Annotated in this window: 11 protein-coding genes; all 11 read left to right on the forward strand. The window is 70.6% G+C overall.

The window, feature by feature from the left end:
- Positions 1-130: 130 nt before the first annotated feature.
- Entirely contained in the window at positions 131-1,015 is an 885-nt protein-coding gene (locus M4J07_RS42730) for an SDR family oxidoreductase (protein WP_255981722.1), read from the forward strand.
- An 83-nt stretch (positions 1,016-1,098) separates the two neighbouring features.
- Positions 1,099-2,385, forward strand: a complete 1,287-nt coding sequence (dxr, locus tag M4J07_RS42735; protein WP_255981724.1) for a 1-deoxy-D-xylulose-5-phosphate reductoisomerase — start codon at positions 1,099-1,101, stop codon at positions 2,383-2,385.
- A complete protein-coding gene (locus M4J07_RS42740) occupies positions 2,382-3,683 on the forward strand; it encodes a M50 family metallopeptidase (protein WP_255981727.1) in 1,302 nt (433 codons plus the stop codon). The genes dxr and M4J07_RS42740 overlap by 4 nt, the downstream gene beginning before the upstream one ends.
- Positions 3,684-3,839: 156 nt before the next feature.
- Positions 3,840-4,997 carry a flavodoxin-dependent (E)-4-hydroxy-3-methylbut-2-enyl-diphosphate synthase gene (gene ispG, locus M4J07_RS42745; RefSeq protein ID WP_255981730.1) on the forward strand — a complete coding sequence of 386 codons (1,158 nt, stop codon included), beginning with the start codon at positions 3,840-3,842 and terminating at the stop codon, positions 4,995-4,997.
- Positions 4,998-5,285: 288 nt separating this feature from the next.
- Positions 5,286-6,134: a GNAT family N-acetyltransferase gene (locus M4J07_RS42750; RefSeq protein ID WP_255981733.1), complete on the forward strand. Its 849-nt coding sequence runs from the start codon at positions 5,286-5,288 to the stop codon at positions 6,132-6,134.
- A gap of 123 nt (positions 6,135-6,257) precedes the next feature.
- Positions 6,258-6,971, forward strand: coding sequence for a DUF1684 domain-containing protein (locus M4J07_RS42755; protein WP_255981735.1), 714 nt, complete (start codon positions 6,258-6,260; stop codon positions 6,969-6,971).
- 43 nt (positions 6,972-7,014) lie between these two features.
- Positions 7,015-8,535, forward strand: a complete 1,521-nt coding sequence (locus M4J07_RS42760; protein WP_255981738.1) for an ABC transporter substrate-binding protein — start codon at positions 7,015-7,017, stop codon at positions 8,533-8,535.
- 10 nt (positions 8,536-8,545) lie between these two features.
- Entirely contained in the window at positions 8,546-9,514 is a 969-nt protein-coding gene (locus tag M4J07_RS42765) for an ABC transporter permease (protein ID WP_255981741.1), read from the forward strand.
- The gene (locus M4J07_RS42770) at positions 9,511-10,338 is read left to right on the forward strand and encodes an ABC transporter permease (protein WP_255981744.1); all 828 of its coding nucleotides are present in this window, start codon (positions 9,511-9,513) and stop codon (positions 10,336-10,338) included. The genes M4J07_RS42765 and M4J07_RS42770 overlap by 4 nt, the downstream gene beginning before the upstream one ends.
- Positions 10,335-11,147, forward strand: coding sequence for an ATP-binding cassette domain-containing protein (locus tag M4J07_RS42775; RefSeq protein ID WP_255981747.1), 813 nt, complete (start codon positions 10,335-10,337; stop codon positions 11,145-11,147). Before M4J07_RS42770 ends, M4J07_RS42775 begins: the two co-directional genes overlap by 4 nt.
- Positions 11,144-11,841: ABC transporter ATP-binding protein (locus M4J07_RS42780; protein WP_255981750.1), on the forward strand; the 698-nt coding region annotated here is incomplete at its 3' end. The genes M4J07_RS42775 and M4J07_RS42780, both read left to right, overlap by 4 nt.

Here is an 11,841-nt window from a genome sequence, read left to right on the forward strand (position 1 = left end):
GGCTGCATGATCCTCTGAGCTGCAGTGATGCGTGATGCGTATTGCGCGATGCGGAACAGGCTTTGGACGCGTCGGGGCCCGCTGCGAACGATGGAGGCAGGGAAAACCACCGCACCGACAGGAGCGCACCATGCGTGTTTTCGTCACAGGAGCCACCGGATTCGTCGGGTCGGCCGTGGCCCGCGAACTCCTCGGAGCCGGGCACCAGGTCGTCGGCCTGGCCCGGTCCGACCGGGCCGCCGCCGCGCTGACGGCCGCCGGCGTGGAGCCGTACCGGGGCTCGCTCGACGACCCGGACGGCCTCGCCGCCGCGGCGAAGGACAGCGACGGCGTCCTGCACCTCGCGTTCGACCACAGCTTCACCGACCACGCCGCCGCGGCCGTCGCCGACCTGCGGGTCGTCGAGTCCATGGGCACGGCTCTGGAAGGGACGGACAAGCCGTTCGTCGTCACCTCCGCCCTCCAGCTGGCGCCAGGCCGCCTCGGCACGGAGGACGACCCGATGAAGTCCGGCGCCTCCCGCAGCGCCACCGAGGACGCCACGCTGGCCCTCGCCGGCCGCGGCGTGCGCTCCGTGGTGCTCCGCCTCGCGGCGTCCGTGCACGGCCGCGGCGACCACGGCTTCGTACCCCGGCTGATCGAGATCGCCCGCGAGCGGGGCGCCGCAGCGGTGATCGGTGACGGCGCCAACACCTGGCCCGCGGTGCACGTCTCGGACGCGGCCCGCCTGTACCGGCTGGCGCTCGACACGGCCCCGGCGGGCACCCGGCTGCACGCCGTCGCCGAACAGGGCGTGCCGCTGCGCGCCGTCACCGAGGCGGTCGCCCGCGGCCTCGACGTCCCGTTCGTGGAGCTCACCGCGGAGCAGTCGCCCGCCCACTTCGGCTGGATCGCCCCCTTCGTCGCGCTCGACGTCCAGGCCTCCAGCGCCCGGACCCGCGCGCTCCTGGACTGGCGGCCCACGGGGACGACGCTCCTGGCCGACCTGGCGGAGGACCACTACTTCGCACCGTGAGACGGGCCACCCGCCCGACGGCAAACAGGCGATTGGGCGGGACACCTGTCCGCCGCACGGCGACCGCACGCAAGAATGGGGGAATGACCGACAGCCCTGCCAGCCCTGCCAGCCCATCCCCCCTCGCGGACCCGCACCTCGTCTTCGACCCGGCCCCCGACACCGCGCCCCGGGACATCGTCGTCCTCGGCAGCACGGGCTCCATCGGCACGCAGGCGATCGACCTCGTCCTGCGCAATCCGACCCGGTTCCGGGTCACGGCGCTGAGCGCGGCGGGCGGCCGCGTCGCCCTCCTGGCCGAGCAGGCGCACCGGCTGCGCGTCCGGACCGTCGCCGTGGCCCGCGAGGACGTCGTACCCGCGCTGCGCGAGGCGCTCGCCGAGCAGTACGGTCCCGGCGAGGCGCTCCCCGAGATCCTCGCGGGTCCGGACGCCGCCACCGAGGTCGCGGGCCGCGGCGACTGCCACACCGTGCTCAACGGCATCACCGGCTCCATCGGTCTGGCACCCACGCTCGCCGCCCTCCAGGCGGGCCGCACCCTCGCCCTCGCCAACAAGGAGTCGCTGATCGTCGGCGGCCCCCTCGTCAAGGCGATTGCGAAGCCGGGCCAGATCATCCCGGTCGACTCGGAGCACGCGGCGCTCTTCCAGGCGCTCGCCGCGGGCACCCGCGCCGACGTCCGCAAGCTCGTCGTCACCGCGTCCGGCGGCCCGTTCCGCGGCCGGACCAAGGCGGACCTGGCGGACGTCACCGTCGAGGACGCGCTCGCGCACCCCACCTGGGCGATGGGCCCGGTCATCACCATCAACTCGGCGACCCTGGTCAACAAGGGCCTGGAGGTCATCGAGGCGCACCTCCTCTACGACATCCCGTTCGACCGCATCGAGGTGGTCGTCCACCCGCAGTCGTACGTGCACTCCATGGTCGAGTACGTCGACGGGTCCTCCATCCTCCAGGCGACGCCGCCCGACATGCGCGGCCCGATCGCCATCGGCCTCGGCTGGCCCGAGCGGATTCCCGACGCGGCCCCGGCTTTCGACTGGTCGAAGGCGTCGAGCTGGGAGTTCTTCCCGCTCGACAACGACGCGTTTCCTTCGGTGGGGCTCGCCCGGCACGTGGGGGAGCTCGCGGGCACGGCTCCGGCGGTGTTCAATGCCGCCAACGAGGAGTGCGTGGACGCCTTCCTGAAGGGCGCCCTGCCGTTCAACGGCATCATGGAGACCGTCACCCGGGTCGTCGAGGAACACGGCACACCGGGAACGGGAACTTCCCTGACCGTCGCGGACGTCCTCGAAGCGGAGACCTGGGCACGCGCCCGGGCCCGTGAACTGACGCTTACGGACAAGGCAGCCGCGGAGGCTCGTGCATGACGACCTTGATGATGATCCTCGGCATAGTCGTCTTCGTGGTGGGTCTGCTCGTCTCCATCGCCTGGCACGAGCTGGGCCACCTGTCGACGGCGAAGCTCTTCGGCATCCGCGTCCCGCAGTACATGGTCGGCTTCGGCCCGACCATCTGGTCGCGCAAGAAGGGCGAGACCGAGTACGGCGTCAAGGCGATCCCGCTCGGCGGCTACATCCGGATGATCGGCATGTTCCCGCCCGGCGCCGACGGCAGGATCGAGGCCCGCTCGACCTCGCCGTTCCGCTCCATGGTGGAGGACGCGAGGGCCGCGGCCTTCGAGGAGGTCAAGCCCGGCGACGAGACCCGCCTCTTCTACACGCGCAAGCCGTGGAAGCGCGTCATCGTCATGTTCGCCGGACCGTTCATGAACCTGGTCCTGGCCGTCGGGCTGTTCCTCACGGTCCTGATGGGCTTCGGCGTGACCCAGCAGACCAACGTGGTCAGCTCCATCTCGCCGTGCATCATCAAGGCCAGCGAGCACCGCGACACCTGCAAGAAGACCGACGACGAGTCCCCGGCGAAGGCCGCGGGCCTGCAGGCCAAGGACAAGATCGTCTCGTTCGCCGGGGTCGGCACGGACAAGTGGAACACGCTGTCCGACGAGATCCGCAGGAGCGCGGGCAAGACGGTCCCGATCGTGGTCGAGCGGGACGGTCAGCGGAAGACCCTCACCGCGAAGATCGCCACGAACCAGGTGCCGAAGAAGGACGCGAGCGGGCAGATCGTCGACGGGTACACCACGGCCGGCTGGCTCGGCTTCACCGCCGCCACCGGCGTCGTGCGCCAGGACTTCGGCGACTCCGTGACCTGGATGACCGACCGGGTCGGCGACGCGGTCGACTCCATCGTCGCGCTCCCGGCGAAGATCCCCGCGCTCTGGGACGCGGCGTTCGGCGACGGCCCGCGCGAGCAGGACTCCCCGATGGGCGTCGTCGGCGCGGCCCGGGTCGGCGGAGACATCGCCGCACTCGACATCCCCGCCACCCAGAAGCTGGCGATGTCGCTGATGCTGGTCGCGGGCTTCAACCTGTCGCTGTTCCTGTTCAACATGCTGCCGCTGCTCCCGCTCGACGGCGGGCACATCGCCGGCGCCCTGTGGGAGTCGCTGCGGCGGAACGTGGCGCGCGTCTTCCGGCGCCCCGACCCGGGCCCGTTCGACGTCGCGAAGCTCATGCCGGTCGCCTACGTGGTGGCGGGAATCTTCGTCTGCTTCACGATCCTGGTACTGATCGCCGACGTTGTTAACCCGGTGAGAATCTCCTGATCGCACGGCATTCACGACGGCCGGACACCCTGTGTGTCCGGCCGTCCACCTTTGAGTGGAGTTGCGGGGCGCGATGTGCTGGGGCGCGCGCCGGTGACGTAATCTCGGAAGCCTCTGGACTCGATCCTCGATCCACACCTTGGGGTTGCACAGCAGATGACTGCGATTTCACTCGGCATGCCGGACGTACCGACCAAGCTCGCCGAGCGGCGCAAGAGCCGGCAGATCCAGGTCGGCACGGTCGCCGTGGGCGGTGACGCCCCGGTCTCGGTGCAGTCGATGACGACGACGCGCACCTCGGACATCGGCGCCACGCTCCAGCAGATCGCCGAGCTGACCGCGTCCGGCTGCCAGATCGTGCGTGTGGCGTGCCCCACGCAGGACGACGCCGACGCGCTGCCCGTCATCGCCAGGAAGTCGCAGATCCCGGTGATCGCCGACATCCACTTCCAGCCGAAGTACGTCTTCGCCGCCATCGAGGCGGGCTGCGCCGCGGTCCGGGTGAACCCGGGCAACATCAAGCAGTTCGACGACAAGGTCAAGGAGATCGCCAAGGCGGCGAAGGACCACGGCACCCCGATCCGCATCGGCGTGAACGCGGGCTCCCTGGACCGCCGGCTGCTCCAGAAGTACGGCAAGGCGACCCCCGAGGCCCTCGTCGAGTCCGCCCTCTGGGAGGCGTCGCTCTTCGAGGAGCACGACTTCCGCGACATCAAGATCTCGGTCAAGCACAACGACCCGGTGGTCATGGTCAACGCCTACCGGCTGCTCGCCGAGAAGTGCGACTACCCCCTCCACCTCGGCGTCACCGAGGCCGGCCCCGCCTTCCAGGGCACGATCAAGTCGGCCGTCGCCTTCGGCGCGCTGCTCTCCGAGGGCATCGGCGACACGATCCGCGTCTCCCTGTCGGCCCCGCCGGTCGAGGAGATCAAGGTCGGCAACCAGATCCTGGAGTCGCTGAACCTCAAGCCCCGCCGCCTGGAGATCGTCTCCTGCCCGTCCTGCGGCCGTGCCCAGGTCGACGTGTACAAGCTGGCCGAGGAGGTCACGGCGGGCCTCGACGGCATGGAGGTCCCGCTGCGCGTGGCCGTCATGGGCTGTGTCGTGAACGGTCCGGGCGAGGCCCGCGAGGCCGACCTCGGCGTCGCGTCCGGCAACGGCAAGGGCCAGATCTTCGTGAAGGGCGAGGTCATCAAGACCGTGCCCGAGTCGAAGATCGTGGAGACGCTGATCGAGGAGGCGATGAAGATCGCCGAGCAGATGGAGAAGGACGGGGTGGCCTCCGGCGAGCCTTCTGTGGCCGTGGCGGGCTGATCCGCAGGTTTCGCGCGCGCGTCTGCCGGGTTCCGCCCGGCGGGCGGGCGCGCGTCTCGTTGTGGCCGGTCGCGCAGTTCCCCGCGCCCCTGAGAGGCACACCCTTCGGGCCGCCTCTCCCCGACGGGGAAGGCTGCGCGTCAGCGCATGCCTTCAGGGGCGCGGCCGGTCCCCTCCGGACCCGCACCCGCCCACCCCACCGAGCACGGCAGACCCGGAGGCGGGGCGGCGCAAAGCACCGACAGGTACAGTGCGGAGATCAGCAGCCCAGCCAAAAAGGCCCCGCACGTGTTGACTCAGACCACCACCCGGGTCCTCGAACCGAGTGACCTCGACGCAGCGCTCGCCGTCCTCGACCGCGAGCCGGTCGCCAATGCCTTCGTGACGGCCCGCGTCAGCCTCGCGGGCCTCGACCCGTGGCGGCTCGGCGGCGAGATGTGGGGCTGGTACGAGGACGGCATGCTGCAGTCGCTCTGCTACGCGGGCGCCAACCTCGTCCCGATCTGCGCCACGGACCGCGCCGTCCGCGGCTTCGCCGACCGCGCCCGCAGGGCCGGCCGCCGCTGCTCGTCCATCGTCGGCCCGGCCGAGCCCACCGCTCAGCTGTGGCGGCTCCTCGAACCGAACTGGGGCCCGGCCCGCGAGGTCCGCGCCCACCAGCCCCTGATGGTCACCGACCGGCTCTCCGCCGACGTCGCCCCCGACCCGTACGTCCGCCGGATCCGGAAGGACGAGATGGACACGATCATGCCGGCGTGCGTGGCGATGTTCACCGAGGAGGTCGGCGTCTCGCCGATGGCCGGGGACGGCGGACTGCTGTACCAGGCGCGGGTGGCCGAACTGGTCGGCTCCGGGCGCTCGTTCGCCCGCCTCGACGAGCACGGCAAGGTCGTCTTCAAGGCGGAGATCGGCGCCGCGACCGAGCACGCCTGCCAGATCCAGGGGGTGTGGGTGGCGCCCGAGTACCGCGGCCGCGGCCTCGCCGCCCCCGGCATGGCGGCGGTCCTGCGCTACGCGCTCGCCGACGTCGCCCCCGTCGTCAGCCTCTACGTCAACGACTTCAACACCCCGGCCCGCGCCGCGTACCGGCGCGTGGGGTTCCAGGAAGTCGGCGCGTTCATGAGCGTCCTGTTCTAGGACGCTCCGCCCGTTTCGTGTGGTGCCCGTCTCATCTCTTTAACGGGGTTTGACATTAGTGAGTCTTATGAACCATAAAGGTACTGCTTTGGTTCAAGGTTCACTGACTGTAGGTGCCACACGATGTCTGATTCCGGTTCCGGCATAGCCGCCTGGCAGGACTGGCGTGCCGACCGGCACCGGTCCGTCACCGCTCCCACCGGCAACCTCGCCCTCGTCGAGACCCGCTGGCTGCCGCCGGGCGAGACGCCCGACCTCGACGCCGCCCGCGCGGGACAGCCCGGCACCGTCACGGTCACCACCCTCGAACGCACCGACATGATCACCGGCGCCCCCGAGCACGGCCTGCGCTTCTGGGACGCGGACTCCCCGGCCGTCCGGGACTTCGAGCGCATCGACGTCTTCCCGTACGACCCGGCCTGGGTCCTCGACGCCACGTACACGCCCGTCGAGGGCGCCCGCACGGTCTCCTTCGAGCACCTGCGGGACAACGGCGGCACCCGCGAGAAGGTCGTCCCCGGTGACATCGCCCTGACCGTCGACGGCACCGACTACACGCTCTCCGCGTTCGACGACGACGGCACGCTGCTGCTCGTCTTCGGCGACCCGACGAACGGCGACACCACGTACGGCGCCGGCCGCTTCCTCTTCGTGGAGCACACCGGCGAGGGCCGCGTACGCCTCGACTTCAACCGGGCCTTCGTGCCCCCGTGCGGCTTCTCCGATCAGTACAACTGTCCGATGCCGCCGCGGCAGAACCGCTTCCACCTGCCCGTCGAGGCGGGCGAGAAGCTCCCGGTCCTCCGCGGTGGCGCCACCGGCAGCACCGCTCACTGATCAGCCTCCCCGCACCTTCCTGCGCACGACGTAAGGCCCCCTCATGAACTTCCCCAAGAAGCCCCTGTCCGCCGGTGTGCTCACCGTCGCCCTCGCCGTGACGCTCGCCGCCTGCGGCGGCGGTGGCGGCGGCTCCGCCTCCGGCAACGGCAGTTACGACAAGAACGCCACCGTCGGCGTCGGCTCCCTCTACGAGCCGCAGAACCTCGACAACACCGGTGGCGGCGGCCAGGGCGTCACCGAGGCCCTCAACGGCAACGTCTACGAGGGCCTCTTCAAGCTCACCGACGACGGCAAGGTCGAGAAGCTCCTCGCCGACGACTACAAGGTCAGCGGCGACGGCCTCACCTACACCTTCACCCTCCGCGACGGCGTGAAGTTCCACAGCGGCAAGGCGCTCAGCAGCAAGGACGTCAAGTACAGCCTGGAGAAGGTGCTCGCGAAGGACTCCCAGTCCGCGCGCAAGGCCAACCTCGAGGTCATCAAGGACATCGCCACCCCCGACACGAAGACCGTCGAGGTCACGCTGTCGAAGAAGTCGATCTCCTTCGTCTACAACCTCTCGTACGTCTGGATCATCAACGCCGACGCGAAGAACCTGAAGACGACCGAGGACGGCACCGGCCCGTACCGGCTGGACAAGTGGACCCGCGGCTCCGCCCTCAGCCTCGACCGGTTCGCCGGCTACTGGGGCTCCGCCGCCAAGAACAAGCAGGTCGTCTTCCACTACTACAAGGACGCGACCGCCCTCAACAACGCGCTCCTGACCAACGCCGTCGACGTCGTCACCAGCGAGCAGTCGCCCGACGCCCTCGACCAGTTCAAGTCCAACCAGAACTACAAGGTCAACGACGGCAACTCGACCACCAAGCTGCTCCTCGCCTTCAACGACAAGGCCAAGCCCTTCACGGACGTCAAGGTCCGCCGGGCCGTCTCCGCCGCCATCGACGACAAGAAGCTCCTCGAGTCCGTCTGGGGCGGCTACGGCAAGGAGATCGGGTCGATGGTGCCGCCCACCGACCCCTGGTACGAGGACCTGACGGACGTCAACGCGTACGACACCGCCAAGGCCAAGAAGCTGCTGAAGGAAGCGGGCTACGCGAAGGGGTTCGAGTTCACGCTCGACACCCCGAACTACGACCCGCACCCCACCGCCGCCACCTTCATCAAGTCGCAGCTCGCCAAGGTCGGCATCACCGTCAAGATCAACACGATCACGCCCGACGAGTGGTACACGAAGGTCTACAAGAACCACGACTTCTCCGCCACGCTCCAGGAGCACGTCAACGACCGCGACCTCGTCTGGTACGGCAACCCCGACTTCTACTGGGGCTACGACGACAAGCAGGTCACCCAGTGGGTCGAGCAGGCCGAGGAGGCCGCCACCACCAAGGAGCAGACCGACCTGCTGAAGAAGGTCAACCGCAAGACCGCCGAGGACGCGGCCAGCGACTGGCTCTACCTGTATCCGCAGATCGTCGTCGCGAACACGAAGCTGTCGGGCTACCCGCTCAACGGCCTCAACTCGCAGTTCTTCGCGTACGACATCAAGAAGAGCAGCTGACGCCCCGGCCATGCTCAGATACCTCCTGCGGAGGCTGGTGTTCCTGCTGGTCTCCCTCGTCCTCGCGAGCATCGTGCTGTTCGTGCTGCTGAGGATGCTGCCCGGCGACCCGGCGAACGCGCTCACCTCGGTGGGCGCCTCGCCGGAGCAGATCGCCGCGGCCCGGCACTCCATCGGCTCCGACAAGCCGCTGCCCGAGCAGTTCACCCACTGGATCGGGCAGCTGGCGAGCGGTGACCTCGGCACGTCCTTCGTGTCGTCGCTGCCGGTCGGGCCGGAGGTGTCGCAGCGCCTGAACGTGACGGTGCCGCTGACCCTGTCCGCGTTCGTCCTCGCCGTCCTCGTCGCCGTACCGGCCGGATTCGTGGCCGCCTACAAGCGACGCACCTGGTACGGGGCGCTGCTCAGCGGCGTCTCCCAACTCGGCATCGCCGTCCCGGTGTTCTGGCTCGGCATGATCCTCATCGCCGTCTTCGCGCTGAACGCCGGCTGGCTGCCGTCGGGCGGCTTCCCGCAGGACGGCTGGGACACCCCCGGCGAGGCGATCAGAGCCCTCGTCCTGCCGGTGATCACCGTGGCGCTCGTGATGTCGGCGTCCCTCATCCGCTACGTACGGTCGGCGACGCTCGACGTCCTCGACAGCGAGTACCTGCGCACCGCCCGGGCGCTCGGCTCCTCGTTCGGCCGGGCCATGTGGCGGCACGGACTGCGCAACGCGTCCGTGCCGGTCATCTCGATCCTCGGCATCGAACTGGCCTCCACCCTGCTCGGCGCCGTCGTCGTCGAGTCCGTGTACGCGCTGCCGGGACTCGGCTCCCTGCTCGCCACCGGGATCGCCCAGCACGACTACCCGGTCATCCAGGGCGTGCTGTTCGTGTCGACGTTCGGAGTGCTGATCATCGGGTTCGTGGCCGACCTCGTCCAGCGGCTCGTCGACCCGCGACTGCGCGGGCGGCTCTCGGGCGGAGGTGCGCGATGAAGCGCCGCTCCTCCCTGACACTGTGGACCGGCGCGGTGTTCGCCGGACTCGTCGTGCTGCTCGCTCTCGTCTCCCTGTTCTGGCTGCCCTACGACAGCGACGACACGTCCGGCGGCCGGCTCACCGGTCCCGGCGGCGGGCACCTGCTCGGCACCGACAAGCTGGGCCGCGACCTGTTCACCCAGCTCATGACCGGCTCCCGGATCGCCCTCCAGGCGGGACTCGGCTCGGTCGCGGTGGCGGCGCTGCTCGGCGTCACGCTCGGCCTGCTCGCCGCGTTCGCCCAGGGCTGGTTCGACGACACGCTCTCCGCGCTGCTCGACATCCTCATCGCGTTCCCGACGCTGCTGCTCGCCATGCTGATCGTCGCCGCGCGCTCGGCCACGCTCGGCTCCGCGATCCTCGCGATCGGGCTCGCCCAGAGCGCCGTCGTCGCCCGGCTGACCCGGATCCTCGTCAAGCGCGTCCTGGCGCAGGACTACATCACGGCGTCCCGCACGTCCGGCACGACCTGGCCGCGGATCGTCGCCGGCCACGTCCTGCCCAACATGTGGCCGACGCTCGCCGTGAACCTGGCGCTCCAGTTCGGCCTCGCCGTGCTGGCCGAGGCGGGACTGTCCTACCTCGGCCTCGGCGCCCCGCCGCCGAACGCCTCGTGGGGCCGGATGCTCCAGGAGGCCCAGGCGACGTTCACGACGGCGCCCGCGGGCGCGCTCGCCCCCGGCGTGCTGCTCGTCCTGCTGGTGATCGGCGTCAACCTGGTCGCGGACGGCCTGCGCGACGTGCTCGACCCGACGGCACGGAAGGACAGGGCCGCCGCATGACCGAACCACTGCTCACCGTGGACGGTCTGACCGTCCGTACGGGCACCGGGCGCGAGCTGGTGTCCGGGCTCGCCTTCGAGATCGCGCCCGGCGAACGCCTCGGCCTGATCGGCGAGTCCGGCTCCGGCAAGTCCCTGACGACCCTGGCCGTGCTCGGCCTGCTGCCCGCCGGCATGACGGTGACCGGCAGCGTACGGCTCGACGGCACCCAGATCGTCGGCGCGAGCGAGAAGACCCTCGTGGGCGTACGCGGCCGGAGCGCCGCCGTCGTCTTCCAGGAGCCGCTGACGGCCCTCGACCCGCTGATGCGGGTGGGCAAGCAGATCGCCGAACCGCTGCGCAGACGCCGGGACCTGAAGGGCACGGCCCTCAAGGCGGCGGTGGTGGATCTGCTGGAACAGGTCAGGCTGCCCGAACCGGACCGCATCGCCCGCGCCTTCCCGCACGAGATCTCCGGCGGGCAGCGCCAGCGCGTCGCCCTCGCCATGGCCCTCGCCTGCGACCCGGCGCTGCTCGTCGCCGACGAACCGACGACGGCGCTCGACGTCACGGTGCAGGCCGAGATGCTCGACCTCATCGACGGCCTGGTCCGCGACCGCGGCATGGCCGTCCTCTTCGTCAGCCACGACCTGGCCGTGGTGGCCAAGGTGACCGACCGGGTGCTCGTCATGAAGGACGGCCGCGCCGTCGAGTCCGGCGCCGTCACCGACGTCGTACGGGCGCCGCGCGAGGCGTACACGCGGGCGCTGGTGGACAGCGCCCGCCAACTGGAAGCGGCACTCGACCTGGACCTCGGAGATGCGCGATGACGAGCCCTGTACTGGAACTGGACGCCGTGTCCTACGCGTACCGGGGCGCCGCCGCCCCCGTCGTCACGGACGTCTCGGTGGCGGTCGAGACCGGCCAGAGCCTGGCCCTGGTCGGCGAGTCCGGCGCGGGCAAGACGACGCTGCTGCGGATGCTGCTCGGGCTCGCCCGGCCGACGTCCGGGGCCGTCCGCTTCGACGGGGACGAGCTGCGGCTGCGCGACCGTACCCGGATGAAGGCGTTCCGGCGGAGCGTGCAGTGCGTCTTCCAGGACCCCTACGCCTCGCTCGACCCGCGCCAGCGGGTGCGGCGGATCGTCGCCGAACCGCTGCGCTCGCTCGGCGTCGCGACCGGCGACGACGCCGGCCGGCGGGTCGCCGACGCCCTCGAACGCGTCGGGCTCCCGGCCGACGCGGGGGAGCGCTACCCGCACGAGTTCTCCGGCGGCCAGCGCCAGCGCATCGCCATCGCGCGGGCGACCGTGTGCGACCCGCGCGTGCTGCTCGCCGACGAACCCGTCTCGGCGCTCGACGTCACGACGCGCGTCAAGGTCGTCGACCTCCTCGCCGAGCTCAAGGAGACGGCGGGCCTGACCATCGTGATGGTCTCCCACGACCTGTCGGTCGTGGCCGCCCTGTGCGAACGCACCGCCGTACTGGACCGTGGCCGGGTCGTCGAATCGGGCCCCACCCCGAA

Source organism: Streptomyces longispororuber, assembly GCF_024448165.1.
In the GTDB taxonomy this organism is placed as follows: domain Bacteria; phylum Actinomycetota; class Actinomycetes; order Streptomycetales; family Streptomycetaceae; genus Streptomyces; species Streptomyces longispororuber_A.

Excerpts from the sequence above, each read along its gene's own strand:
- M4J07_RS42730 (WP_255981722.1), top strand. The coding sequence starts at position 131 with ATGCGTGTTTTCGTCACAGGAGCCACCGGATTCGTCGGGTCGGCCGTG.
- dxr (WP_255981724.1), top strand. The coding sequence starts at position 1,099 with ATGACCGACAGCCCTGCCAGCCCTGCCAGCCCATCCCCCCTCGCGGAC.
- M4J07_RS42740 (WP_255981727.1), top strand. The coding sequence starts at position 2,382 with ATGACGACCTTGATGATGATCCTCGGCATAGTCGTCTTCGTGGTGGGT.
- ispG (WP_255981730.1), top strand. The coding sequence starts at position 3,840 with ATGACTGCGATTTCACTCGGCATGCCGGACGTACCGACCAAGCTCGCC.
- M4J07_RS42755 (WP_255981735.1), top strand. The coding sequence starts at position 6,258 with ATGTCTGATTCCGGTTCCGGCATAGCCGCCTGGCAGGACTGGCGTGCC.
- M4J07_RS42760 (WP_255981738.1), top strand. The coding sequence starts at position 7,015 with ATGAACTTCCCCAAGAAGCCCCTGTCCGCCGGTGTGCTCACCGTCGCC.
- M4J07_RS42765 (WP_255981741.1), top strand. The coding sequence starts at position 8,546 with ATGCTCAGATACCTCCTGCGGAGGCTGGTGTTCCTGCTGGTCTCCCTC.
- M4J07_RS42770 (WP_255981744.1), top strand. The coding sequence starts at position 9,511 with ATGAAGCGCCGCTCCTCCCTGACACTGTGGACCGGCGCGGTGTTCGCC.
- M4J07_RS42775 (WP_255981747.1), top strand. The coding sequence starts at position 10,335 with ATGACCGAACCACTGCTCACCGTGGACGGTCTGACCGTCCGTACGGGC.